Annotated in this window: 27 protein-coding genes; 19 read left to right on the top strand and 8 right to left on the bottom strand. The window is 38.7% G+C overall.

Annotated elements, in window-relative coordinates; genetic code table 11:
* Positions 1–151: 151 nt before the first annotated feature.
* Entirely contained in the window at positions 152–847 is a 696-nt protein-coding gene (locus M998_RS02345; RefSeq protein ID WP_068907342.1) for an aspartate/glutamate racemase family protein, read from the bottom strand.
* 404 nt (positions 848–1251) lie between these two features.
* Between M998_RS02345 and M998_RS02340 the strand changes: the two genes are divergently transcribed.
* The 8 genes from M998_RS02340 to M998_RS02305 all read left to right on the top strand — a co-directional run bounded on the left by M998_RS02340 (position 1252) and on the right by M998_RS02305 (position 6852).
* Complete coding sequence (locus M998_RS02340) at positions 1252–1662, top strand: hypothetical protein (protein ID WP_068443290.1); 411 nt, start codon at positions 1252–1254, stop codon at positions 1660–1662.
* A gap of 345 nt (positions 1663–2007) precedes the next feature.
* Positions 2008–2229 carry a stationary-phase-induced ribosome-associated protein gene (sra, locus tag M998_RS02335; protein ID WP_068907340.1) on the top strand — a complete coding sequence of 74 codons (222 nt, stop codon included), beginning with the start codon at positions 2008–2010 and terminating at the stop codon, positions 2227–2229.
* 253 nt (positions 2230–2482) lie between these two features.
* Positions 2483–3262, top strand: a complete 780-nt coding sequence (locus M998_RS02330) for a YaeF family permuted papain-like enzyme (RefSeq protein WP_068907338.1) — start codon at positions 2483–2485, stop codon at positions 3260–3262.
* A gap of 467 nt (positions 3263–3729) precedes the next feature.
* Positions 3730–4647, top strand: coding sequence for a Gfo/Idh/MocA family protein (locus tag M998_RS02325; protein ID WP_068443298.1), 918 nt, complete (start codon positions 3730–3732; stop codon positions 4645–4647).
* 88 nt (positions 4648–4735) lie between these two features.
* Positions 4736–5173 carry a VOC family protein gene (locus tag M998_RS02320; RefSeq protein ID WP_068443299.1) on the top strand — a complete coding sequence of 146 codons (438 nt, stop codon included), beginning with the start codon at positions 4736–4738 and terminating at the stop codon, positions 5171–5173.
* Between the two features lie 173 nt (positions 5174–5346).
* Complete coding sequence (locus M998_RS02315; RefSeq protein WP_068443302.1) at positions 5347–5775, top strand: universal stress protein; 429 nt, start codon at positions 5347–5349, stop codon at positions 5773–5775.
* Between the two features lie 125 nt (positions 5776–5900).
* Positions 5901–6239: a hypothetical protein gene (locus M998_RS02310; RefSeq protein ID WP_068443305.1), complete on the top strand. Its 339-nt coding sequence runs from the start codon at positions 5901–5903 to the stop codon at positions 6237–6239.
* Between the two features lie 175 nt (positions 6240–6414).
* Positions 6415–6852, top strand: coding sequence for a universal stress protein (locus M998_RS02305; protein WP_068443308.1), 438 nt, complete (start codon positions 6415–6417; stop codon positions 6850–6852).
* A 69-nt stretch (positions 6853–6921) separates the two neighbouring features.
* On the opposite strand, the gene M998_RS02300 is transcribed toward M998_RS02305, so the two are convergent.
* Positions 6922–7215, bottom strand: a complete 294-nt coding sequence (locus tag M998_RS02300; protein ID WP_068443310.1) for a DUF5339 family protein — start codon at positions 7213–7215, stop codon at positions 6922–6924.
* A 296-nt stretch (positions 7216–7511) separates the two neighbouring features.
* Here M998_RS02300 and M998_RS02295 point away from each other — a divergent pair, with 296 nt between their 5' ends.
* On the top strand, positions 7512–7913 hold the full coding sequence (locus M998_RS02295) for a hypothetical protein (RefSeq protein WP_068907336.1): 402 nt from the start codon (positions 7512–7514) through the stop codon (positions 7911–7913).
* A gap of 5 nt (positions 7914–7918) precedes the next feature.
* Here the strand turns inward: M998_RS02295 and M998_RS02290 are convergent, their stop codons facing one another.
* Positions 7919–8551 (bottom strand): TetR/AcrR family transcriptional regulator, encoded by a 633-nt coding sequence (locus tag M998_RS02290; RefSeq protein WP_068443317.1) that lies wholly within the window; start codon positions 8549–8551, stop codon positions 7919–7921.
* 320 nt (positions 8552–8871) lie between these two features.
* Here M998_RS02290 and M998_RS02285 point away from each other — a divergent pair, with 320 nt between their 5' ends.
* From M998_RS02285 to phoH, 4 genes are all read left to right on the top strand, one after another.
* On the top strand, positions 8872–9684 hold the full coding sequence (locus M998_RS02285) for a threonine/serine exporter family protein (protein WP_111750953.1): 813 nt from the start codon (positions 8872–8874) through the stop codon (positions 9682–9684).
* A complete protein-coding gene (locus M998_RS02280) occupies positions 9681–10145 on the top strand; it encodes a threonine/serine exporter (protein ID WP_068443324.1) in 465 nt (154 codons plus the stop codon). The genes M998_RS02285 and M998_RS02280 overlap by 4 nt, the downstream gene beginning before the upstream one ends.
* A gap of 315 nt (positions 10146–10460) precedes the next feature.
* Positions 10461–11444 (top strand): endonuclease, encoded by a 984-nt coding sequence (locus tag M998_RS02275; RefSeq protein ID WP_082787547.1) that lies wholly within the window; start codon positions 10461–10463, stop codon positions 11442–11444.
* 504 nt (positions 11445–11948) lie between these two features.
* Positions 11949–12734: a phosphate starvation-inducible protein PhoH gene (phoH, locus tag M998_RS02270; protein WP_068443327.1), complete on the top strand. Its 786-nt coding sequence runs from the start codon at positions 11949–11951 to the stop codon at positions 12732–12734.
* 53 nt (positions 12735–12787) lie between these two features.
* On the opposite strand, the gene zinT is transcribed toward phoH, so the two are convergent.
* The 5 genes from zinT to M998_RS02250 form a co-directional block, all read right to left on the bottom strand.
* Positions 12788–13441, bottom strand: a complete 654-nt coding sequence (gene zinT, locus M998_RS02265) for a metal-binding protein ZinT (protein ID WP_068907334.1) — start codon at positions 13439–13441, stop codon at positions 12788–12790.
* A gap of 237 nt (positions 13442–13678) precedes the next feature.
* Positions 13679–14518 (bottom strand): siderophore-interacting protein, encoded by an 840-nt coding sequence (locus tag M998_RS02260; RefSeq protein ID WP_068907333.1) that lies wholly within the window; start codon positions 14516–14518, stop codon positions 13679–13681.
* Positions 14519–14693: 175 nt separating this feature from the next.
* Positions 14694–14807, bottom strand: a complete 114-nt coding sequence (locus M998_RS19770) for a DUF2474 domain-containing protein (protein WP_232007560.1) — start codon at positions 14805–14807, stop codon at positions 14694–14696.
* Positions 14808–14841: 34 nt separating this feature from the next.
* Positions 14842–15852 carry a cytochrome d ubiquinol oxidase subunit II gene (gene cydB / locus M998_RS02255; RefSeq protein WP_068907331.1) on the bottom strand — a complete coding sequence of 337 codons (1011 nt, stop codon included), beginning with the start codon at positions 15850–15852 and terminating at the stop codon, positions 14842–14844.
* Positions 15842–17179 carry a cytochrome ubiquinol oxidase subunit I gene (locus tag M998_RS02250; RefSeq protein WP_068907329.1) on the bottom strand — a complete coding sequence of 446 codons (1338 nt, stop codon included), beginning with the start codon at positions 17177–17179 and terminating at the stop codon, positions 15842–15844. The genes cydB and M998_RS02250 overlap by 11 nt, the downstream gene beginning before the upstream one ends.
* 250 nt (positions 17180–17429) lie before the next feature.
* On the opposite strand from M998_RS02250, the gene M998_RS02245 reads away from it, so the two are divergent.
* The 6 genes from M998_RS02245 to M998_RS02220 all read left to right on the top strand — a co-directional run bounded on the left by M998_RS02245 (position 17430) and on the right by M998_RS02220 (position 25339).
* Positions 17430–18854 (top strand): aminotransferase-like domain-containing protein, encoded by a 1425-nt coding sequence (locus tag M998_RS02245; RefSeq protein WP_068907327.1) that lies wholly within the window; start codon positions 17430–17432, stop codon positions 18852–18854.
* Between the two features lie 93 nt (positions 18855–18947).
* Complete coding sequence (locus M998_RS02240; protein ID WP_068907326.1) at positions 18948–19517, top strand: HutD/Ves family protein; 570 nt, start codon at positions 18948–18950, stop codon at positions 19515–19517.
* Positions 19518–20161: 644 nt separating this feature from the next.
* Entirely contained in the window at positions 20162–21514 is a 1353-nt protein-coding gene (locus M998_RS02235; RefSeq protein ID WP_068907324.1) for a radical SAM protein, read from the top strand.
* Positions 21501–22184, top strand: coding sequence for a TorD/DmsD family molecular chaperone (locus M998_RS02230; RefSeq protein WP_068907322.1), 684 nt, complete (start codon positions 21501–21503; stop codon positions 22182–22184). The genes M998_RS02235 and M998_RS02230 overlap by 14 nt, the downstream gene beginning before the upstream one ends.
* A 24-nt stretch (positions 22185–22208) precedes the next feature.
* Positions 22209–24782, top strand: a complete 2574-nt coding sequence (locus M998_RS02225) for a molybdopterin-dependent oxidoreductase (RefSeq protein WP_068907320.1) — start codon at positions 22209–22211, stop codon at positions 24780–24782.
* Between the two features lie 14 nt (positions 24783–24796).
* Positions 24797–25339, top strand: a complete 543-nt coding sequence (locus M998_RS02220; protein WP_068443362.1) for a DMSO/selenate family reductase complex B subunit — start codon at positions 24797–24799, stop codon at positions 25337–25339.

Genomic DNA, 25339 nt, shown 5'->3' with positions numbered 1-25339 from the left:
ATTCAAACAAATACTTTTACCTAAAAAACACTAAATATAAATAATGTAGTATGTATAGTGAGCATCGAAAAATGTAATTTAAAAATCTATTGAACACGCAATATTTAAATCACAGGTGCTTATGTTAAAAATGATACCTACGTATAAACGACTAGATGTTTAATGCTATCTCTACAGCTTTTTGAGCATGGATAGCGGTTGTGTCGAATATATGAACAGAAGTATCTCTTTCACCGACGAGTAATGTTATCTCTGTACAACCAAGAATGATGCCTTCAGCACCTTGTTGAACGAGATTAGTCATTATCCTTTTATATTCTTTTTTTGAATTTTCGTTTATGTGCCCTAAACACAGTTCCTGATATATAACGTTATGGATAATTTTTCTATCTTCCGCATTAGGGGTTATTACAGTTAAACCAAATTTATCGGAGAGTCGTTCTTTGTAAAACGGCTGTTCCATCGTGAAGGCAGTACCAAGTAGACCCACTTTTTTAAACCCAGTGTTGACTATTTTCTCACCGGTTGCATCGGCTATGTGTAGTAAAGGAAGCTGTGTTTGAGACTCAATTTCATCTGCGACTTTATGCATAGTATTTGTGCATAAAACTAAAAAATCAGCCCCCGCTAATTTGATACTTATACCTGCATTTACTAAATACTTTGCGGCGAGATCCCATTGGTCATTAGACTGAAATTGTTCAATTTCTGCAAAATCAACGCTATATAAAATGATTCTTGCTGAATGTAAGCCTCCCAAGTATTTTTTTATACCTTCATTAATTTGTTGATAGTAGAGTTGGGTTGACTCCCAACTCATCCCTCCAATTAATCCTATTGTTTTCATGTTGTGGTCCAAAGTGATAATCGTGAATATTTTACTATACTGACTAATATTATAGAGGGTCAATATATTCCTCGTACTTCACGCTGTAAGGGAGCTGGCTGCGTAGATACTCAAATCATCGAGTTTATCCTAGCTTTCAAGCTATCTTTGTTTATCGTCTACCAGTAGCTCAAATTATTTTGAATATATAAATAATGATATAAAAAGCATCTAATATTCAATCAAAATAGGATGAGAAATGAGATATAAAATCAATGTTTTTGTGATTTAACAAATTGATTTTGTTGTTTTTTGTTGTTTTTTGGTCAGTGGGGAGTTTAAAAAGTAGATTTTAGTGTCTATAGCGTTATTATCAACACTTAGGATATATTATTATCAATAACTATTTTATGGCGACTATAAAAATGAATATATATAAAATCATCATTGCAATACTTATTTTTGGTGCTGCATTTTTATTAGGGGCGCTGTATATGAAGCCTTCCCAACTGAGTTTAGTCGAACAGGTAAAGAAAAATGTTAATGATGTCCTCGCTTATCCACAAGCAGCAAAATTCCAAAATATTGCTTATCATTTTTCAAAATACACCAATGATAATGGTAAAGTTGGTTACGTTTGTGGTGAGGTTTTTAGATATAAAAATGATAAACCTGATGGCTTTAAGCGCTTTATCGTCAAAGCTTACACCAATGATGAAGGACGAATGGATATTTCGATCCCATTTATTGAAGGCGGTACTGAAATATTATTACCAGAGCAAGTCAATTTAATATGGAATAAATACTGTTTAACACCTGAAGAAACAATAAATTGATATAGTGCGATTTATTTAATATTCATAGCCTTAAATGGGAGTTAACATGTTAATTCCTATTGCTTTTATAGTTAAATATATTTATATGTTTTATTAACTAAATTTAATTAGGTTTTATTTATACTTAATGTAAAAATATCTTTTAAAATTAACATCATCGATTTTCATTAAACATTGATTTTATCTCATTGTATCCTTTTTATTTTTTTAATGGATAAATGTTATGAATTAAATTTTTATATCTGATACACTATTTTTTTAAATATTTAGCCCTTACAGTCTGTATTGACTATTTTTTTGATATTCGAAATTTTGAATTTAAATTTTTTAGTTAAGGAGTCGATAATGGTAAGTAATAATAAAGCTCGTCGATTATTAGGAATGCCTTATAAGCAAAGCCGTTCAAAAAATAATATTCGAGTTTCATTAATTATGAAGGAAAATGCATCAGAGTTACCAGCGCATCTTCATGGTAATGCAATCGTTGCGGTACAGAAAAATAAAGCGACAGAGAAAAAAACATATCATTCAGTCACTGTATTCTACCCGGAATATGTCATTAGCTAGTTGAATGAATGTTAACCCTCTAGTCATTTCTAGAGGGTTATATAAACGTAATATGGGTAGAAATACAAATTTAGCTCCCGTCAATTATTCCTATCAGCACACCTCATCACAATTCGGATTTAGATAGAAAGCACGTATTTTTTGATAAGATAAAGTTATTACCAAATAAACTATAGTCATATTTAAAGCGACGCTATAATATTATCCATATGACAAAATTGGATCAAAGAATATAAATAAACAGGTATGTAGGATGAAATTTCAATATTGGATATTGTGCTGTTGTTTTATTGCCTTAACGGGTTGTTCTACTCAATTTAAAGCAGACGAAGAAACAAATCGCTTAAAATTTAGCATTCAGCAAGCTAATACCATCCCGATAAAAGACTCTGTAGAGACGCTTGCTGTCACTGATATGCTACCTGGCGATATTTTATTGTCATCTGCAACAGGACTCAATTCTTGGGGGATCCGCTTATTTAGTGTGAGTGGCGTGAGCCATGCATCAATATACTTAGGTTTAGGTGAAGTTGCCGAATCAGTTGGTAGTGGGGTTAGGATCATTCCACTGGATCAAGCAATTAGTGAGTCAAATAATATGGTAGTGTTAAGACAATCAGGACTAACCTCATTGCATGCAAGTAAGTTGCGTGAGTTTTCTGCGCAAAATGACGGTAATAAATATAATTATAAAGGTATTGTCATGATAGCGCCTTGGATGCTCACTAAGCGAGTTTGTGAGTTACCATTAATTGGTGAGACCGTCCGTAATTTTTGTCTTAAAACACTGGCTAAAGTGCAGTTGGGTGATGATATAGACCAGGCGAACGGATTCTTTTGTTCACAGTTTGTCTTAGATGCATACAAATATGCAGGTATGCCATTATTTGAAGGTAACTCCTCATGGATAACACCTGCTGATATTTTGCACATGAGAACGGGTGATGTACCTACATTTGAGCCAACACATCGACTGACATATATTGGTCATTTAAAAACGTGGAGCTTTAGTAGTGCTATACGTAAAAAATGATCCGCGCTAGATAAAAGGTGCGAAATGCCTTTTAATTGAGCCTGAAGAGCGGCACATATTTAATACCATACTGGCAATAAGCAAGAGTTGATTTATTTCCACTTGAGATACGTGGTTAAAATAGGGATGAAAGCTCAGTCACTCACTCAGAATAAGCGAAAAAAAAGGCCAACTTAAAAAGTTGGCCTGCTAAACTGGAAGCAATGTGAGCAATGTCGTTTGTGAAAAGCTTGAGTAATTTACTCAAGTATTCACCAAGTAAAAGATAACCATTCTCATTTAAGAAATCAACCCCTTTTTTTGTGTTTCTATTTTTTTTATCGAGACGAATGAGAATTTAATTTTGATTATTAATCAAGTGCTTGAGGTTTATTTTTTATATTTTGCTGATATTTTTTAAAAAAATATTTTAAATTTTTTCTATATTTATATTTTTCCATTCAAGAAATAGTAAAAGTCAGGTGAAAATGAGAAAACTACGCGTTGGTATTATTGGTTTAGGATCCATTGCTCAAAAAGCGTATCTACCTATACTTTGCAAAGAAGATAACTGGCAATTAGTTGGTGCATTTTCACCTAATCAATCAAAAGCTAAGCAAGTTTGTGATAGTTATCGGATCCGTTTGTTTACTGACATTAACGGGCTTGCTGGCCACTGCGACGCAATTTTTGTTCATAGCTCAACAGCGAGTCATTTTGAAATAGTAAAATCACTATTAATGCTCGGTATTCATGTCTATGTTGATAAACCACTCACTGAGACTATTGAACAGTCAGAGCAACTTATCACCTTAGCGATACAGCATAAATGTATGTTGATGGTCGGTTTTAATCGCCGTTTTTCTCCTTTTTATTGCGCGTTAAAACAGGATATTAACAACCTTTCTTCATTAAGGATGGATAAGCATCGTAGTGATAGTGTTGGACCAAAGGATGTACGTTTTACTTTACTCGATGATTATTTGCACGTTGTTGATACCGTACTTTGGCTTGCTGGACAAAAGGCTGAATTGATCAGTGGCAGTATTAGTGCAACAGAAAATAATGAATTGTTCTATGCTGAGCATCATTTAAAAATTAACAATGGTTGGATGACGACATCCATGCACCGTAAAGCAGGCTCTCAACAAGAACAGCTTATTGCGGTAGAAGAAGATACGATTTATCAAGTTACTAACATGAATCATTGGCGCAGCGAAAGTCAGCAGGGAATTATCGAAAGGCAGCCTTCAAGCTGGGATTCAATACTCGTCCAGCGCGGATTCGATGGTGCGATTCGTCATTTCATTGAGTCAGTCAGTAATAACACTCAGCCATTGGTGAGTGGGGAAGAGGTTCTTTCTGCACAAAGGCTGATAGAGAAAATGCTTTTACAAATTAAGTGATGTTAGGTTGAGTTAGTATTGAGTAGTAAAAAATAAAAATAGCCTATCATCTTGATAAATTCAATATTTTATATTTATGAGGTATTGCATGTTAAATTCACTTGATAACTCGGAAGTGCTATTTGTTGCGGGGTTTGGACCCATTACGCAAAACCAGCAGCAAAGTAGTGAATTTTATCTAAATATATTAGCTTTACCGTTGAAGCCAATGGAAGGTAATAGCCGTTATTTGACATGCGAGCAAGATCAATTAGGTGGCGTTAAACATTTTGCACTTTGGCCTTTAGATCAAGCGGCACTATCCTGTTTTTCTCATAATATATGGCCTGAAGATATAACTATTCCGCAGAGTTGGATTGAATTTGAGGTTTTTAATTTAGCGCGAAGTACTCAAAACTTTATTGATAAAGGGTATTCATTGTTGGTCGAAAATAGATTGGAACCCTGGGGGCAAACAGTCACACGTTTATTAAGCCCAGAGGGAATATTAGTCGGATTAACCGTTACGCCATGGTTAAGGGAATAGTGATTTACAATAGATTGAATCTAATTCGATAGCTAGAGAAACCTCAAAGTGAGGCATTAGTTAATAATTTATCGCTAGAGATCTCATTTATCTTTTGGAATGAGAGACATTTATGGCTAATTGTTTATAATTTTCTTGTTGATATTCATTTTTAACTTTTATCAGGAGGGGTTATGTATAAAACGATTCTGCTCCCTATAGATTTGACTGAAGAAGAATTAACAAGCAAGGCTGTACGCCATGCCGTTAATTTGGCAAAACAATCCGGTGCGAAAATACATCTAATCCATGTATTGCCCATTTCTTCTGCGATTATTAATGCCTATGCTCTGGGTTATATGGAAATAAAAGATAGAGCGACGGTGAAAGCCGAAGAAGACATGAAAATGCTAATGGATTCAATTGACTTACCACATGAAGATGTGAGTTATACCATTACGTTTGGCTCGCCTCGCGATGAAGTTATTAATACTGCGAAAGATATTAATGCAGATATTATTGTTATTGGTTCTCGTCGACCGAATATTACGACACATCTTCTAGGCTCTACTGCCGCAGGGATTGTTCGTTACGCGGCAACATCTGTTCTTGTGGTTCGTTAATTAATTTAGAGCGCCTGTATTGATACCGATACAGGCGTTTTTTAGAGCATTTAAAACATTACATATTCATTTTATTTCATGTAATAAGTTTTTTTTGTTAGTGATTAGGCGCTATTGAGTTATTTATGGAGAAATTTTCAAAAGAATTAATGCGAATTGAGCATTTTGTTCTTAGAGTTCTACGTTTTTATTGTTTAGCGTTATTGGTTTTTTTTCTTGGTCTGTTGCCTGGAATAATTGGTTTTTACTTTATTGAAGGGCACTCGGTAACGGAGTCAATGATTAATGCTTTATCTATGTTAAGTGGGCAAGCGATAGAACCCGCACCGATTACTCGAGGAGGACGTTTTTTTATCGCGATTTATGGCCTTTTCTTGCAAAGTGTTTTCATTATTAGCATTGGTTTGATTGTCACTCCGTTTATTCATCGTATATTGCATAAATGGCATCTAGAAGACAATTAGAGTCCATTTGATTTTTATTGTAATTCTCGACAGACTAGCCGTTTTTATGTCATTTAGTCACTTCTTTTAGTGAAGAAAATTAAAAATATTCACCCGCGAATCTCTTATTATCAAATCTAAAAATGAACAATGCGATGGTTTGATAAGAGGGACAACATTACTGAGAGGGCATCGTATGTATAAGACTATTTTGGTTCCCGTGGATATATCGGAAGATGTACTGACAGATAAAGCATTAAAACATGCAGTTTACTTAGCAAAAATGACTGATGCAACCATTCACTTATTCCATGCCGTTCCTGATGTTTCAAGATTTTCAATGAGTTATAGTTATCATTACGACCTGTTATCTTCTTTTGCTAAAAAGGCGATTGAGCGTTCTGAAGAGCAGCTTAAAGAAATTATCGACAAAATTGATTATCCATCGGATAAAATCTCATTTAAAGTTGAATTCGGTTCACCGAGGGATAAAGTATTGTCAGAAGCCGAGGATGTTGGCGCAGACTTAATTGTTGTGGGATCTCGTAATCCAAGTCTTTCTACCCATTTGTTGGGTTCAAATGCTTCAGGCATTGTCTCTTACGCCAAAATATCGGTGCTGGTAGTTCGATAAGATAAAGCCAATACAGCCTGAGGATCCAGGCTGTATTTTATCAATATGGGACAAGCAAAGTCGGGCTAATTATTTTTGTTCCACGGTGTCTTTTGCTTGTGCAATGGCTTTCAGCGCTTGGCTACAGGCTTGTTCTTGCGCATCTTCTGGATAACTGGCTAACGCTTTTTTCGCTTCTTCCAATTGTGATTTCATCATTGAAATTTGCTCTTCTGCATTAGGTTCATTCTTGTATTGATCTTCAGCTTGTTTAACGAGTTGGTTCATTTCTTGAAAATAAGTGTCACAGGTTTTGCCCGCATTGGCATTAAATGCAGCTACCGCTACAAATAGTCCACAGGCGATTGGAAGTATTTTTTTCATCGTATTTTCGCTTTAAGAAGTCATCATGTATTTAGGATAACATTCCATATTTAAAAAGGCATCACCAATAGATTATTAATGTTTTTACTGACAGTGATTTTCAGCATATTGGGAATATTCTGTTCTGCTGTAGCTATATTTTAAAATATATTGCGTGTGCGGATCCAATATGAAAGGTAATACAGACTGCCGCGCATTGAATAGCATATATTGCAAATTACAAATGATAATCATTCTTGACTGAAGGTAATGTTAAAGTGTACAGTCTGGTACACTTTTCGACTCAAGGATTTATCATGTTAAATAAAGTTATCGTTAATGTTCAAAATTGGCCTATTTGTACGATTAATTCATTTCCAGAAACTATGGATGAAACGCGTTTGTGGTTAGAGGAAATGGATCTTTTATTAGCAAAAAGGGAACAATTTGCATTAATTTATCCGCCCATGGCACCGAAAGGTAAACCGAGCGCTGAAGGTATGGAAGGGCGAAAATATGTTCGTCGTTGGTTAAAACATGCGAAGGAACCTATGATTGAATACTGTCGCGCAATGGTAATTACTTTACAGCCTGACGGCAGTGATAAAGATGACATGGAACGCTTAGCGCCATTATTATCTGCGTTATATGGTCCTGAGGTTTTTCTTGAAATTGATACAAAGATGGCGCAAGAGCGAGCACAATCACTGCTTGCTTAATGGTATTATGCGTTGCTTATTTTACGAATATAGCTAGCGATGATATCAACAGAAAGTGTAATTTGCTGTTTGATAAATTCATCGCTAGGCGTAAAGTCTTCAACGCAAAAAGTGGTAATAAATACATCAGCTTTAAGCATTTCCAAAAATCGTGATGAGATACTGAGTAACGTTTTTTCATCAACCTTGACTTCAGGTAATTTTGCCAACTTTTGTGCAAGAAGACGGTAGCTTTTAACGGGGCCTTGCTCAAAAAAGGCGTGGCTTATTTTGGGAAAGCGGTTGTATTCACCGAGAATTAACCGATAAAGTTGAATGGATTGCGGTTTAATCACATTAAGCAAAAAGCGTGAACCATAGAAAGACAATATAGATTCAATATTATGGAAGGTTGGCTCGCCAGTCTCAGGTTCTGCGAAAATATCGTCAATCATGTCAGCAATAACGGCTGCAAATAGGCCTTCTTTATCCCCGAAGTTTTTATATAGCGTTGAACGTGAACCACCTGCGCGTTCAATAATCATATCAAGTGTTGAGCCTTCAAAACCATATTGAAGAAATATTTCCGCCGCAGCGGTGATTAATGCTTTATTACGACGCTGGCCTTTAGGGGTTTTGGCGGCTAATGGACTACTCATTCAATATTAATCCTAGTATTTTTAGTTATAAAAAATAGACCCATCATACTTTAAACGGCATGAGTGTTAATGGTGTTCAACTGCGGGGGTCACTTAGTTTATCTAAGCTTCCTATCTATTTTTACTTGCTACTTATCGGTAACTCGAATTATTTTAGGTATATGCCGTTTACTTTATCAAAAAAATTTTAATAAAGGCATATGAATCGCTAATTTACCTGAAAGAGATCATCATCTAAGCTGTTATTTAGCTCTATGATGTTGAGTAGAGGTTACCATGTTTAAGTGAATAGCTGAACATCGTCAAATAGTGGGGGAATGATGAAAGGTGAAGTACTGGACGAGCCTAGGATTACTGGCGATGAATCTATTGATTTACAAAGAGAAATTACAAGGCTTTGTATTGAATGTGGTTTGTTGTTATTACAGCATGGAGCAGAAAGCATGCTGGTTGAACAATTGACAACACGCTTAGGGGTTGCCTTAGGTGCTAGCCAAGTTGATAGCGCAATTTCATCGAATTCACTCGTTTTAACGACCATTATTGATGGCCGCTGCCTTACATCGACACGTCGCATTATTGATAGGGGTATCAATATGCACGTTGTTACAGAGGTACAGCATGCGGTGATTTTAGCTGAACATCATTTGCTAGATCATAAGCAATTGAAAAAGAAACTGTCATCGATTAAACCATTGCGCTATCCAAGATGGCTAATGGTATTAATGGTCGCGCTATCTTGTGCTTGCTTTAGTCAACTTAATGGAGGTGGTTGGGACAGTGCTTTTATTACCTTTATTGCGAGTGGTTGTGCCATGTACATTAGGCAGGTATTGACCTCTCATCAAATGAATCCCTTGATCAATTTTTGTATCACGGCTTTTGTGGCCACTTCAGTTTCAGGCTTGTTATTAAAAATTCCCTATTTTGCTTTGACAGAATCTATTGCGATGGCAGCGAGTGTACTGCTTTTAGTCCCGGGTTTTCCGTTAATTAATGCAGTGGCAGATATGTTTAAAGGTCACGTTAATACCGGATTGGCACGTTGGGCGATGGCCAGTTTATTAACACTTGCAACCTGTATTGGCGTGGTATTGGCGATGGTGATCTGGAATTTGAGGGAGTGGGCATGAGTTTTCTATTGGCATTAATTGAAGATATGGTGCTTGCCGCGATCCCCGCCGTGGGATTTGCTATGGTATTTAATGTCCCGATAAGGGCTTTAAAATATTGTGCTTTATTGGGTGCAATAGGTCATGGTTCACGTATGGTGATGATGACATTAGGATTACATATCGAATGGGCGAGCTTTTTATCTGCGATATTAGTTGGAATGATTGGGATCCAATGGTCTCGCTGGTGGCTTGCTCATCCAAAGGTTTTCACTGTTGCTGCAGTTATTCCTATGTTCCCGGGAATAAGTGCATACGTGGCAATGATTTCAGTAGTTAAAATATCACATTTTGGTTATAGCCCTGAGTTAGTTGAAACATTAGTGACAAATTTCTTAACCGCTTCTTTTATTGTTGGTGCGTTATCTATTGGTATATCACTTCCTGGACTTTGGTTATATCGAAAAAGACCAAGTGTTTGATAATTTTCTATAAAATGGGTTATGTGATGATGAGGAATAGGCGGGTTAAGATATTACTATTTTAGCTAAGCAAAGTGACTAACTGTTTTTGTTAAATATAGAGATATTCTGATAACGAATTTAATTAGACAAAATAAAGCACACATTAATATCAAAAAAACTTATATTTCATTAAACTAGCGTGTATCTCTATAGCAAGTATCTTTGATGCTATACACTTTCGTGCCTCTGGTATGTATCTATAATTAAATTTTAGATGCAGTGGTTACGTGTTTGCTTTAATTGTTTGCTTTTTTTCTTATTAATGGTGTTATTTTGAAACAAATCAGCCTGTTTAAGTGCCAAATTTCGGTACTGTCTATTATATTGTTATTATTTTCTTTTTCGCTAAATGCAGCGCCTAATTCCTTCACCCAAGCCAAGACATTAAGTAAAAATGAGGTATATTTAGATCAACACCAACAAGGTGAGGGAACCTTATATTGTGGTTGTCAGTGGGAATGGGTTGGCAAAAGTGGCGGGCGAGTTGATTTAGCCTCTTGTGGTTATCAAACGCGTAAACAAGCAAGTCGAGCAGAAAGAATTGAGTGGGAACATATTGTTCCAGCATGGGTTTTTGGTCATCAAAGACAATGCTGGCAAAATGGGGGGCGCAAAAATTGTGTTTCTTCTGATCCGGTTTTCCAAAAAATGGAAGCGGATATGCACAATTTGGCGCCTTCTATTGGTGAAGTGAATGGCGACCGCAGTAACTTCAGCTTTGGGCAATTATCCTCGAATACACCCTACCCATATGGTATGTGCCGAAGTCGTGTCGATTTCAAACAAAAAATATTTGAACCACGAAATGAAGTAAAAGGTCAGGTGGCTCGGGTCTATTTTTATATGCATGATCGCTATAATCTATCGATGTCACGCCAGCAACAGCAGTTATTAATGGCGTGGAATAATCAATACCCCGCTAATGATTGGGAAATAAAACGTGATCAACGTATTGCCAAAGTCATGGGGCACCATAATCCGTTCGTTACCGGTGAAAGAAATTGGACGCTTGGCCATAAAAATAGTGGGGAAGGGGTCAGTAGCAAATTAGCACCTACATCCGCTAAAAGTACTCAATTAACCAAACCCTCTGAAATAAATTCACAGATAAAAGGGAATCGTAATTCGCTAAAATACCATTTAGCGCATTGCACTGGTTTTAAAACAACATCAAGTAAAAATGCGGTGATGTTTTCTAATGAGTCTGAAGCGCAATCTGCTGGATATACACTAGCAGGCAACTGTAAAGCGCAATAATCATGCTAAACCGTTATCGATTAATTATTAATCAATAACGGTTTTTTGTTTTGTACTGCTTTTTTAAAATGAAGTTTTAAGGCGGTTATCGAAAAATAGCACGTGAATTAAAAGTTAAAAAAATGTTGCATATAAAAAACAATTAGCGCTATATTATTTATTAGAATAGATAAACAACACAAACTGTCGGCGCGATTAAATGTAAATTTAAATAAAAACAGTTTGTCATGATAGTGTCACATAGATTCTTTAGTTTACGTATATTACGTTGTTAGGAGAAACTAATGGGAACTAGGTGTTTATTAAAGAATATACAAGACCGGTTATCACTCCATCATGGAATCATCATGATGAGATTGGTAACCGGTTTTTTCTTATCGGTGCTACAGACTATTTTCAGCCAAAATTCTGTGTTTTACCCTAAGAGCTTGAAGGGAGCTCCTCTCTGTTTTGAATAGTTCATCATTTGAATTGACATCACTGATACATGGAAGGGTTAATACTATGAGTAGACAGAAAGCTGCAACAAAAGAACGTCGTGAAACAAAACGTACATCACGTAAAGAGCGATCGGGTAGGTTTGATATGAATAATATCGCCTCTTTTGCTGAACTGACAGGCATTGAGCCTATCGGAATGGCAAAAGAACGTCGTGATGAAACGCCAATATTGCCACGTAATGAAGCCCAAAAACTCTATATTAATTCGATTAAACACAAGCAGCTGATCTTCGCCAATGGCGAGGCAGGTTGTGGTAAAACGTATATTAGTACTGCCTTGGCAGCGGATGCGTTGATCCATAAGGATATCAATAAAATTATTGTCACTCGGCCTGTTTTACAAGCTGAAGAAGACCTTGGCTTTTTGCCGGGGGATATGTCGGAAAAGTTCGCACCCTATTTTCGACCTGTATATGATGTGCTTGCTAAAAGGCTCGGTAGCTCATTCTTGCAGTATTGTTTACGGCCTGAAATTGCAAAAGTTGAAATTTCACCATTTGCTTATATGCGTGGCAGAACCTTTGAAAATGCGATCGTTATTTTAGATGAGGCTCAAAATGTGACTGTCACACAGATGAAAATGTTTTTAACTCGTTTGGGTGAGAATGTCACCGTGATTGTGAATGGTGATGTGACCCAGTGTGATTTACCCGAAGGTGTTCGTTCAGGCCTAGCTGATGCATTACAGCGCTTTAGCAGTGATGAAATGGTCTCGATGATTAACTTTACGATTGATGATTGTGTAAGATCACAACTGTGCCATAAAGCTTTACTCGCTTACAATAATTAATTGCATTATCACTGCCCCTAACTTCAGGATAGGGGCATATTTTTATCCTAATATTAATGATAGAGCATTTCGTGAACAATCTGTTCGTCAGTCAGAGAATAAGGATAATAAGTTGGCCAATTATCTAATTTCTCTAATAATTTTTCTTGCGATTCGTTCCCCATATAGAGATGAAAATGTCCCGATGGTTGAGGTTCAATAATATGGTCGCTGAATTGAATATATTTAGGGGCTTTTGAATTCGCATCTTGGCATTCAAATAAGTAGCGAACACCTTTTTTACCAGAGGCATAGTTAAGAATTTTGTATCCTGAATAAGCGTAGTGACAAGAATTGACGACGCCATTTTGGGTAAATTCAATGATATTATTTTCAATGCCGATCATATCAATATCGGTGGCATAACCTTTTTTATAGTATTCGCGATATTCGTCGACACTCTTATCTTTATTTTTCTGGGCTTTATGCTCGAGTACCGCATCAAGCTTTCCATTCAGTAACAGTGGGTTAATCGATTCCCAAACGCCTTGCCAGTCACTCAATTTTCTATCTTTCACCTCATTATCATTAAAGATCCCATTAGAAGCTTGAATGGCTTTTTCCGATTGTGGGTGAGAATGACTGTGGGAGCCATGGGCGAATAAGCTGAAACTGGCAAGGGCTAGAGTGATACTTAATGCCGTATTCAAAATAGTTTTCTTCTGCACTGTTATTTTTCCTATGCTTATTGAGTTTTATGTATCAACTAGGATGTTATAACATAACAAAATGGATTATGGGAAGTATTTTTTGAGTCGGGTTAGCAGCAGAGTTGAATAAATACAGGGAATTAATGGGAAGAAAATATAAAAATATTTAAATATATTAAGCTATTAAATTTTGAGAAGGTGTACAAAAGGAAAGAAACGGCCGAAGGGCTCAGCCGTTTAACGTAATATCAATGATTAATCGTCGGGGTTATCCATCACTTCATGGCGTTGATGATGATAGCCTTCTTCATCATAGCCGTGTCTCCAATAAGGGATAGCATAAATATCATCACGGCCAAATTCTTTTTCACGACGGATATAACGACGTAGATCGCGAATGATTTGATCTTCCCCAGCGATCCAAAATGCGGCATCGCTGCTCGGAATTTTCCACGATTTAAAGGTGCTAATTAATTCGGCTGTTTTATTTATATCACCACAAATCCAGATAACTTCAATGCCTTCTGGTTTAGTGAGTTTACGAATATCTTCTTGATTATCAAGGCGCAAAATAACCTTTCCCTGAGCATGTGCGGGCATCTTTTCTAATAGGGCAGCGATAGCAGGTAGAGAGCTTGAGTCTCCAGCCATAAAATAGTGCTGCCTAATCGGTAACAGTGGTTCAGGGCCGCCAGGATTAGTGATGCCCATCCAGTTACCCGGCTTAGCGTCACGGGCGAACAGATATGCAGGACCGCTTGCACCGCCATGCATGGCAAACTCAATATCAATTTCATTGATCTCAGGGCGGATTGCACGCACAGAATAAGTGCGGACAAAGGGACGCGGCTCATTTTCTGGCCAGCTGCGGCCTTTTTCAGTTAAGACAGGAAGAGCAGGCTTACTGATTAAATCAGGCGCTAAAAAAATTTTAAGGTGCCCGCCTTCACAATTATGAGGGTAATTGGCGAGGCGTTCACCGGTGAAGGTAATGCAGCGGATAGAGGGACTGATATCAGTAATCGATTTAACTTGAATGAGCTGTGGTGGCGCCGGGCGATATATATTTTTTTCAGCGGTGTTATCTGTAGCCACGGACGATCTCCTATGTTAATGATAATTTTATTATATGGTAACTGTTATCATTATCATAGCATGAATATAAATAGGGTATACCCCAAAATAATTCAGATAGCAGGGAAGGGATAAAGAAAAAATGCCGCATTAATAAGCTAACGCGGCATTAAAGATACAAGCATAGATAGTGGCGTTATTTGACCTTCATTCCTGCGGCTGTCATTAATAATTTAAACACAGAAGAGAACGCAAATAGGACTAAAACACTGCCTAACCAAATGGCGACCAACCAGCCTATTTTCTTCAACCAAGGGGATAGCGCAGTATTAAGCGCTACACTATCAGTGGTAGCCTTGGTCAGGGGTAATTTTTCCTCTGAAGACATAGTAACTCCAATAGGTATAAACCAAAATAACAGGAATGATGAATAATGCGCCGACTAGCATAAAGCCTAAGCTTTCTGGTGGCCCTGCTGCATCACGGAAGCTAATTGCAGGTGGAATAAGATTTGGCCAGATACTGATCCCAAGTCCAGTGAAACCAAGGAAAATCAAAAGTAGCGCCGCTAAGAAGGGAATACTGTCATGCAGTTGACGTTTAGCGCTCTTTAAAATCATCCAAGTGCAGCCCAATACCAATAATGGAACCGGTAAGAAGAAAAAGAGATTAGGTAATGAAAACCAACGCGTATAAATGGCATCGTTTACAATTGGTGTCCATAGGCTAATAGCTGCTATCACCGCAACCATGAGTAAGGTTAATGGGCGTAAAACACGATACATGGTGTGACGCAGATGTCCCTCGGTTTTCATGATCAACCAACCACAAGCGAGTAGGGCATAAGCCACAACCAGCCCTAAGCCACAAAAAAGCGGGAATGGAGAGAACCAGTCAAAATACCCGCCCATATAGACGCGGTTTTCAACATGAAAGCCTTGTATAAATGCACCGACGACAATACCTTGCATGAAGGTTGCAAAAATTGATCCCCAAATAAATGCATGATCCCAATGACGGCGATGAGATTCATCGGCTCTAAACCTAAACTCAAATGCAACGCCACGGAAAATCAAGGCTAACAGCATAAACGTCAGTGGAATAGAAAGGGCATCTAACACAATGGCATAAGCCAAAGGGAAAGCACCGAATAGGGCAGCACCACCAAGCACTAACCATGTTTCGTTACCGTCCCAAACGGGGGCAACACTATTCATCATTAAATCACGATCTTGACTATCTTTTAGAGCAGGATAAAGGATACCAATACCTAAATCGAAGCCATCCATGACAATGTACATCAGCATGCTAAATACGATAATGACGAACCATATGAGAGGTAAATCAATTCCCATGAGTTTGATCCTCCGTGATACCTTTACGAATTAATTTCATCATGTACATGTAACCAATACCAAAAACCCCCCCGTAGACAACAAAGAAGGCAATTAAGCTAATACTCATATGAATTTCGCCATGAGCACTGACAGCATCTGCGGTTCGTTGTAATCCGTAGACCGTCCAAGGTTGTCGTCCTATTTCGGTTGTAAACCATCCGGCTAAAATAGCGATAAGCCCTGATGGCGCCATTACAAACATAAAGCGCAAAAATGCTTTTGATTCGTAGAGATTTTTTCTATAGCGTAGCCAAAGGCTCCAGACGCCAGCGGCAATCATCAGTAACCCGAGCCCAACCATGACGCGGAATGACCAGAACACCATGAACACATTAGGTCTATCTTCTGGCGCAAACTCTTTTAACGCAGGAACTTGTTTATCAAGGCTATGAGTTAAAATTAAGCTTGCAAGATACGGTATTTTGATGGCGTACTCGGTTTTTTCAGCTTCTTGATTTGGAATACCGAAAAGAATGAGTGGAGTGGCTTCACCCGGTTTATTTTCCCAATGACCTTCCATTGCCGCCACTTTTGCGGGTTGATGTTTTAGGGTATTAAGCCCATGAGCATCACCAATAAGTGCCTGTACTGGCGCCAAAACAAGAATAAGCCACAGTGACATGGAGAACATTTTCTTCATGGCTGAGGACTTATTGCCTTTGAGTAAATGCCACGCTGCGGATGCACCAATGAAAAAGGCTGCGGCTAAGAAAGCGGCCGTTGTCATGTGGAACAATCGATAAGGGAAGGATGGGTTGAAGATAACCGCCAGCCAATCAACGGGTACGATCCGATTATCAACAATTTCGAACCCTTGTGGTGTTTGCATAAAGCTATTAGAGGCAAGGATCCAAAAGGTTGAAATAATTGTGCCGAGCGCAACCATACAAGTTGCAAAGAAATGCAGTTTTTCACCCACTCGATTCATACCAAATAGCATGACACCGAGGAAACCTGCCTCTAAGAAGAAGGCGGTGAGAACTTCATAAGTTAATAATGGTCCGGTAACGCTTCCAGCAAAATCAGAAAAGAAGCTCCAGTTAGTTCCAAATTGGTATGCCATAACCAAACCAGAAACCACGCCCATTCCGAAATTAACAGCGAAAACTTTTGACCAAAAATGGAACAGTTTTATATAGTCTGTATCACGAGTTTTAATCCATAAACCTTGAAGCACCGCTAAATAACTAGCAAGCCCAATAGTGATGGCTGGGAAGATAATATGGAACGAGACCGTAAACGCGAATTGTATACGGGCGAGTTCCAGCGCACTTAGTCCAAACATATTGACCCCTGAATGGTATCGATAATGTGCACGCGACATTTTAAGTTATTACGTCAACAGCTTAGGTGCTGATCCTTAGCTAAAATGGCAACTGCTTCCGCTAAATTACTCAGTTTTAGTAATCCAACTAAAAATGTTTTGTGCTTATAGTTAAAAAAAGTCAGGTGAATGTGTGGATAAGTAGAACATGAGAAGATAAACTATAATAGTAACAATTATTGAGATATTAACTATAACAGTTGAGGCGGCTATGACGAGATATGAACAGTTAGCAGCACAAATTCGTCAGCAAATTGAAGACAATATCTGGCAAGTTGGTGATAGATTACCTTCACTTAGGGAAAGTGTTAAACAATCAGGTCTGAGTTTAATGACCGTCGTGCAAGCTTACCAATTACTCGAAAGCCAAGGATGGGTCGCAGCGCGTCCGCAATCTGGGTATTACGTGGCAAATCGAAATAATGCGTTTGCTGCAGCAAAAGGGGGAAAAGGGCTACATTTAAATGAGAATGTAGAGATTAACGCCTCTATTTTTGGTGTACTACAAGCCTGTAAGGATCCAGATATTATCGCATTTGGCTCCGCATTTCCAGAACCTGCATTATTGGATGAGCCTAAATTAGGTAAATCCCTTGCATCTGTTGCTCGTCGATTAGCAAAATTTAATACAACGGCGAATTTGCCTCCGGGGAATGAACAGTTACGACGTAATATCGCGCAGCGTTATGCAACTCAAGGTATCCATGTCGCCCCTGATGAGATTGTTATTACCGCTGGAGCAATGGAGTCTCTCGTATTGAGCTTGCAATCGGTGACGCAGCCAGGGGATTGGGTTGTTATCGAATCCCCCGCGTTTTACGGTTCGCTACAAGCGATTGAACGCTTAAAACTTAAAGCTATTGCTATCAAAACAGACCCATTATTTGGTATTGACCTTGATGCATTAGAGGATATTGTCGATAAATACCCAATAAAAGCGTGTTGGTTAATGACTCACTATCAAAATCCATTGGGTGGAACGATGCCACCTGCAAATAAAAGACGTCTCGTGGATATTCTCAATAAACGTGATATTTCATTGATAGAAGATGACGTATATGGTGAGCTTTATTTTGGTAATAAACAGCCAATTCCAGCCAAGGCATTAGATAGTAAAGGAAATTTCTTCCATTGTTCCTCATTTTCTAAATGCTTAGCGCCGGGTTATCGGGTTGGCTGGGTTGCGGCAGGGCATCATGCCTCAAAAATTCAACATTTACAGATGATGAGCACCGTTTCTGCTAGCGTACCGACACAGTTAGCGATTGCTGAATATTTAACTCAAGGTGGTTACGACAATCATTTACGTAAATTACGTCAAACCATGGAACAGCGCCAACATCAAATGTTGGGAGCCATTGCGAAATATTTACCCTCGTCCGTTAAAGTGAATACCCCGAAAGGTGGCTATTTTCTTTGGTTGGAATTTGAGCCGTCGTTTAATGCATTACGTTTATATCAACTTGCATTAAAAGAGGGGATCAGTATTGCGCCAGGCAGTATGTTTTCGACAAGTGACCAGTTCAATCATGCTTTTCGCCTTAACGCCTCTTTTGCATGGAATGAACGCGTTGAGCAAGCAATGAAAACGTTAGGGCGCTTATGTCATTATTTAATCGACGAGAGGCGTGACTAGTCACATTATCATTGTAAATTCATTGCCTTGAAACATTAACTCTGAGAGTCTAAATATTAGGTAATATTACTCATGTAGAACTCAGGGGGAAATGTGAAAATAAAATGTTTTAATACAACTGAGTTGCCTGTTTTTGAATGGAGTGATGGTAGCGGTGCCAGCCAAGAAATTTTTTGCTGGCCCGTTGCATCCGATTATTCATTGCGAGCAAGTATTGCGACAATTAAACAGGATAGTTTCCTTAAACAGTATTCAGGCGGTGAGCGATTAGCTATCCTACTTGATAATAATGAGTTGAATATTATCACTGATGATAAATGCGGAGTGTACCGTTTAAAACAAGCCGGAGATTCAATTCAAATTGCCGCTCGTCAATACGCCAATATTAATGTTATACAGGCTCCTGCTAATTTACTGAGCTTTATTTTTCGTGCGGATCGCTGGATCGTGAAAAGTAATATTCTGACTGAAGCACAAAAACTGCCCATTAATCAGGCTGGCATGGTTTATGTGTTATCGGGTGAATGGAGTGTATCAGGTGGCAATTGTAATTTGATGCGGACTGGAGACGGAGGATGGTGGTTACCTGACATCGGGGAGGGAGAGCTAAAACCCCTTACTCGGGATAGCCAATTAATTTGGATTGAAATTATACCAAGTTAGCTAGTGGTATAACATACTATCGAAAGTCCCTTTCATTAAACGTCATATTCATCGTTTTGATAAGTATGCATGGATGCATACTATATTTATAGAAATAAACCTACTGTACTATTAAATTATAATTATAAATTTTGGCATTAAAACCATAATCATTTAATACACTAATATATGATAAAATTGAGTAGTTTTATTAATTGATTTTTTCATAAACCATTATGTCAATTTGTTCATTTCATTAATCATCGATTTATTTATGTTGCATTTTAAATAATTTTGAAAAACTATTTTACATATTGAAATATTAATTAAATTTTTACTTAAACAGTTGAAATAATCAGAGCAATTAAAGAGGTGTTTTTTGATCCTGAGCAATATCATTATATAACACTTCACTATACTGCTTATTAATCAAAGGTATGATACCCACCTTTAACCAAAAAAATATACCCGTCATATTTCAAAATATATTATATGGCAAAATTTTCACAGGTCACAGTTTGACTACATTAAATTGTGAATATACTGAAAATTGATGCTGGCGATATTTATCTATATCGAATTACTTCTATGAATGATAGGCATCATATCATTTATATTTAGCCATATATTATTCTATTACACATCTGCAAGTTTAAGGAGCGGCAGTGATCTATCCTATTACAGATAAAACTTTAGCTGCACTCAATAATGAACAATTTAAGCGTTATGCCATGCGTTACCTTAATATCGAACAACAAACGCAGCAGGCAATAATGGCATATGGTTTACGTTTTGAATCCCCCTTTGCACAGCAAAAAGAAATTAGTGAATTACATGAAAACGTTAAAGTATTAGGGGCAACTTTTTCTAATAATGGTAAAAGTATCCATACCAAATGGTTGTCAAGTGCCTGCATTCAATGTCGAACGGGTGAGGGAAGTTATACCACGTTTTTATCCTTAAAATGTCATCGTGATTGTTATTTTTGTTTTAATCCAAATCAAGAAAACTATGATGGTTTCCAACAGGAAATGCGCGATGCTAAGGGGGAAGTAGAAGCGATTGCCGAAGAAGGTTATCCCTTAACACATATTGCCCTTACGGGAGGCGAACCGTTATTATTTCGCCAAGATAGCATCGCTTTTTTTCAAGCAGTTCAACAAAAATTACCCCATGTTCATACTCGGCTATATACCGCAGGTGATCCCTTAGATAGAACCACCGCTTTGGCTTTAGCCGCTGCCGGATTACAAGAAATTCGCTTTAGTATCAAAATTGATGACCCCCAAGAGCGAATTGATAAGGTATTACACCGCATTGCATTAGCAAGAGAAATTTTCCCCCATGTTATGGTCGAAATGCCTGTGATCCCGGGTAGTGAATCACAAATGGAAAAATTGCTATTACAGCTAGATGATATTGGTATTGATGGTATCAATTTATTGGAGTTTTGTTTTCCTCTAACAAATAGTCAGGCTTACGCTGAACGTGGCTTTAGCTTAAAAAATCCACCTTATGAAGTGTATTATAACTATTGGTATGCAGGGGGATTAGCGGTTGCCGAGAGTGAAGTTGCGTGCTTACGCCTTTTAAAGTTCGCTTTAGAGAAAAAACTATCGATTGGCGTACATTATTGTTCTCTTGAAAATAAGCACACAGGGCAAGTATACCAAAGCAATGCTTTTGTTGAGACTTCGGAATATTATTGTTTTTCCTCGCAAGACTATTTTTACAAAAGTGCCAAAGTGTTTGGTGATGACTGCCAAAAAGTAGCAATAGCGCTGCAAACGGCAAATCACTCTTTTCATCAAGAATTAATTAATGGTTTTTTACAGTTTAATCCTGAATTCATTCCATCTTTAGCGTCCTTATCGAACCTACCGATTGCATTAACCTCACACATTGTTGAACCCGATGAGAAAGGCGAACCGCTCATTAAAGAAGTTCGTATTGAATTAACGACGCCTTCTGATTTTTCCCTTACTGACATCACTGGAGGTTCAAATGAACAGCGATAACCCTGAGTTAGATTACCTTTATGCCCGTCAATTTGCGTATGACGTATTACGTCGTTTGTTGATGGAAGAACCCACGGTTGAATTATTGATTTATCTACGAGATGAGGGGTTGTCTCTTTTTCCTGTTGATGGGGAATTGCCCGCAATAGAAGGGGCGATTACCGCGATGAAGCAAGATTTACAGACACGGGAATTGCAAGCAGGAACTGATGGGTTTGAAAATTTACATTGGGATTTTACCCGTTTATTTATTGGTCCTGATTCACCCCCAGCAGCCCCTTGGGAGTCTACCTATGTTTCTCGGGATAAATTGCTATTTCAACAATGTACTCTCGATGTAAAAACCTTTTATCAAAAAAATGGATTTAATTTACCGAAAGGCGATGTGGAAGCGGCTGATCATATTGGTTATGAGCTTGATTTTTTATGGAATTTAAGTGAAAGAGCGATTCAAATTTTTGAGAATGAATCCGAATTTAATGACCCTCTTTTTACGCTGTTACGCACATCGAATGACTTTATGGAAGCGCATTTACTGGCGTTCATCACTCCATTTTGCCGTGAGCTCAATAACCATGCGGAAACCGAATTTTACCGCCAATTGAGTACCTTACTTGAAGTGTTTCTAAGAAATGATGTCAAAAAAATAAATAAGCTATTGATTTTATAATAATAAAATAAAGAGGTAAGAGCAATGTCAGAAAGACACAAAGAAGGCTTAAGTCGTCGTTCATTTATAGCATGGACCTCGGCGGCATCGGCGATGGCCGCACTGCCGTTAAGTAAACGACTTTACGCTTCGACACCAACACCCGAAAAGTCGGCCGTAGATGCAGCAGCCAAAGGGCAATGGAAGCCTGTAGCATGTTGGCATAATTGCGGTGGACGCTGTGTGAATAAAGCACTAGTTGTTGAGGGAGTTGTCGTTAGGCAAAAAACGGATGACGTAGTTGCAGATACCCCTGATTTCCCGCAACAACGTGGTTGTCTACGTGGGCGTTCACAGCGTAAACAAGTATTTGGTGCTGACCGCTTAAAATATCCAATGAAGCGTAAAGGATGGGCGCCGGGCGGTGGAGATAAAAGCCTCCGTGGACGTGATCAATGGGTACGTATTAGTTGGGATGAAGCGCTGGATATCGTTGCGAATGAAACTAAACGCATTAAAGATAAATACAGCAATGAATCAATTTGGGTTACCGGTGGAAATGGCGTTGATTTCCAAAATGTGTTCGCTAAAGCAGGGGGCTATGTCGGTGATTGGGGTACCACATCTTGGGGAGCTTGGTTTGAAACCCCTGCACATTTAGGCTTACTTGAAGGTTTTTACACTTTCGGCACAAATGATCGTTTCGATATGCGTAATTCGCAGCTAATTGTGATGTGGGGTGCTAACCCTGCGTGGAGTAGCCCAGGCAGCCCAACATATAACTATTATCAAGCGAAAAAAGCGGGCGCACGTTTTATTAGTATTGATCCAAGCTATACGACAACGGCGGAATTGATGGATGCAGATTGGTATCCCATTAACCCCGGGACGGATCATGCCTTAGCTTTAGGTATCATGTCTGCCTTGTTAGAAATGGACAGTGCGGATAACCCTTTAATTGATTGGGAATTTTTACGCCGCTGTACAGTAGGTTTTGATGAAAACAACATGCCATCAGGCACTGATCCAAAAGGTAACTTCAAAGATTATTTATTAGGATCCTATACAGGTTCACCGAAAACACCCGAGTGGGCGGCCGAAATTTGCGGCATTTCTGCATCCGATATTCGTTCATTAGCCCGTCAAATTGGCGGAACTAATCGCGTTGCATTGTTAACGGGTTGGGCGCCAGCACGTGTTCATAATGGTGAAGGGTGGGTACAAGCTTTCTCAACACTGGGTTTCATGACTGGCCATATGGGGCGTTCAGGAAGAATGACAGGCGTTAGTTGCCACTTTGCTGCGGGTAATAACGGTACACGTTTAGTGATGGCCGGAGCCAGTGGATTACCTTCAGTGGCGAATCCTGTCAGTCTAAAAATCAACCATAACGAGCTTAATCGCGCATTGCTGGAGAAAAAATTTCGTCAGCGAGGTGTTGGTGATGTTGATGCAAATATCCAGATGATTTTCCATTCGTTTAACGCCACATTGCAAACCAGAGCCAATATTACCCAAGGTATTGAAGCTTATCGCAACGATGTTGAACTGATCGTCACAGCGGCCTATGTTCCGCATACCTGTGCGAAATATTCCGATATTGTGTTGCCAGTTACAACAGAATGGGAACGCGAAGGTACGATCCTCAATCCAAGCAACCGTGAAGTTATCATTGCAGCAGTGAATGTGACCCCACCACTGTATGAAGCAAGAAGCGATCAGTGGATCGCCAAAGAGCTAGGAAAACGTTTAGGTATAAATGTAGACGAAGTCTTCCCCATTTCTGAAAAACAACAATTTTTCAATAAACTGAACGGTGCAACAATTATTGGTGAAGATGGCAAAACCACAGAGCCATTACTGACAGTGACTCAAGCGGATATTGATGAATGGCAAGTGATAGGGAAGCCTCAACAAGGTCGTATTACGCTGAATGAATTTCTAACGGTTGGTAAATATCAAGTTAAGCGTACACGGGATGATAATTACGGCTACATTGCTTATGAAGACTTTATTCGCGACCCAATCGCTAATCCACGTCCGACACCAAGTGGTAAATTTGAAATTTATTGTGAAACGTTGGTTGAAAAGGCGGATGAATGTGGATGGACTAAGCTACCGCCAATTCCAGAATATATTCCTTCTGCCAATGGTTTTGAATCAAGTTTTAATGATTTTGCCAAGAAAGAAAAAGGGGATTACCCATTCCAAATTTATAACCCGCATTATTTACGTCGCTCTCACAGTACTCTGGATAATGTGCCTTGGTTACGCGAGCATTGGCCAAGCCCTATCTATATCAACGCTTCTGATGCAAAACGCCTCGATATTAAACAAGGTGAAACCGTACTAGTCACTAGCCCACAAGGCAAAATTGTGCGTCCTGCACTGATCACGCAAACTATGAAACCGGGTGTTGTTGCATTACCTCACGGTAGCTGGACAGATGTTGATGAAAAAACAGGGATTGATATGGCCGGTGCGGATAACACATTGACCATCCAAGTTGCGACGGGTCTAGGGACATCAGGCTGGAACACCATGCTATGTAACATTGAAAAATGGCAGGGTGAGCAGTTAGTTCCCGACGTTAAAATCCCACAACGGATCATCTTTTAAGGAGGCAATAAAAAATGGATAAACAAGTAGGTTTTTATATTAATGTTGCCACCTGTATAGGGTGTAAGACTTGTGTTGTGGCATGTAAGGACAAAAACGACCTTGAGGTCGGGCGTAATTTTCGTCGTGTATATGATGTTGAAGTTGGCGAATATCCGCGTCCACGTCGTTGGCATTTATCAATCGCTTGCAACCATTGTGATGACCCTCAATGTGTTAGTCATTGTCCTACCACGGCGATGCACAAACGTGAAGAGGATGGTGTTGTGCTGGTGGATCACGATAAATGTGTCGGTTGCCGTTACTGTACTTGGGCATGCCCATATGAAGCGCCACAGTTTGATGCCAGTATCGGTATGATGACGAAGTGTGATACTTGCATTGATTTGCGTGAGCAGGGTGGAAACCCAATGTGTGTTGACTCTTGCCCGATGCGAGCCATTGAGTTCGGTCTTATCAGTGAGTTGCGTGCAAAATATGGTACCAATGCAGACATTGCTGGATTACCAAGTTCAAGTATCACCAAACCGAACCTTGTTGTCGGCACAAAAGGATAA

The organism is Providencia heimbachae ATCC 35613, assembly GCF_001655055.1.
GTDB lineage: Bacteria > Pseudomonadota > Gammaproteobacteria > Enterobacterales > Enterobacteriaceae > Providencia > Providencia heimbachae.
Note: the sequence above shows the minus strand (reverse complement) of the source record. Positions and strands in the feature narration are given on the sequence as shown.

Bases quoted from the DNA above. Each gene is read 5' to 3' on its own strand.
- M998_RS02345 (WP_068907342.1), bottom strand. From the start codon at position 847: ATGAAAACAATAGGATTAATTGGAGGGATGAGTTGGGAGTCAACCCAA.
- M998_RS02340 (WP_068443290.1), top strand. From the start codon at position 1,252: ATGAATATATATAAAATCATCATTGCAATACTTATTTTTGGTGCTGCA.
- sra (WP_068907340.1), top strand. From the start codon at position 2,008: ATGGTAAGTAATAATAAAGCTCGTCGATTATTAGGAATGCCTTATAAG.
- M998_RS02330 (WP_068907338.1), top strand. From the start codon at position 2,483: ATGAAATTTCAATATTGGATATTGTGCTGTTGTTTTATTGCCTTAACG.
- M998_RS02325 (WP_068443298.1), top strand. From the start codon at position 3,730: ATGAGAAAACTACGCGTTGGTATTATTGGTTTAGGATCCATTGCTCAA.
- M998_RS02320 (WP_068443299.1), top strand. From the start codon at position 4,736: ATGTTAAATTCACTTGATAACTCGGAAGTGCTATTTGTTGCGGGGTTT.
- M998_RS02315 (WP_068443302.1), top strand. From the start codon at position 5,347: ATGTATAAAACGATTCTGCTCCCTATAGATTTGACTGAAGAAGAATTA.
- M998_RS02310 (WP_068443305.1), top strand. From the start codon at position 5,901: ATGGAGAAATTTTCAAAAGAATTAATGCGAATTGAGCATTTTGTTCTT.
- M998_RS02305 (WP_068443308.1), top strand. From the start codon at position 6,415: ATGTATAAGACTATTTTGGTTCCCGTGGATATATCGGAAGATGTACTG.
- M998_RS02300 (WP_068443310.1), bottom strand. From the start codon at position 7,215: ATGAAAAAAATACTTCCAATCGCCTGTGGACTATTTGTAGCGGTAGCT.
- M998_RS02295 (WP_068907336.1), top strand. From the start codon at position 7,512: ATGTTAAATAAAGTTATCGTTAATGTTCAAAATTGGCCTATTTGTACG.
- M998_RS02290 (WP_068443317.1), bottom strand. From the start codon at position 8,551: ATGAGTAGTCCATTAGCCGCCAAAACCCCTAAAGGCCAGCGTCGTAAT.
- M998_RS02285 (WP_111750953.1), top strand. From the start codon at position 8,872: ATGAAAGGTGAAGTACTGGACGAGCCTAGGATTACTGGCGATGAATCT.
- M998_RS02280 (WP_068443324.1), top strand. From the start codon at position 9,681: ATGAGTTTTCTATTGGCATTAATTGAAGATATGGTGCTTGCCGCGATC.
- phoH (WP_068443327.1), top strand. From the start codon at position 11,949: ATGAGTAGACAGAAAGCTGCAACAAAAGAACGTCGTGAAACAAAACGT.
- cydB (WP_068907331.1), bottom strand. From the start codon at position 15,852: ATGGGAATTGATTTACCTCTCATATGGTTCGTCATTATCGTATTTAGC.
- M998_RS02250 (WP_068907329.1), bottom strand. From the start codon at position 17,179: ATGTTTGGACTAAGTGCGCTGGAACTCGCCCGTATACAATTCGCGTTT.
- M998_RS02245 (WP_068907327.1), top strand. From the start codon at position 17,430: ATGACGAGATATGAACAGTTAGCAGCACAAATTCGTCAGCAAATTGAA.
- M998_RS02230 (WP_068907322.1), top strand. From the start codon at position 21,501: ATGAACAGCGATAACCCTGAGTTAGATTACCTTTATGCCCGTCAATTT.
- M998_RS02225 (WP_068907320.1), top strand. From the start codon at position 22,209: ATGTCAGAAAGACACAAAGAAGGCTTAAGTCGTCGTTCATTTATAGCA.
- M998_RS02220 (WP_068443362.1), top strand. From the start codon at position 24,797: ATGGATAAACAAGTAGGTTTTTATATTAATGTTGCCACCTGTATAGGG.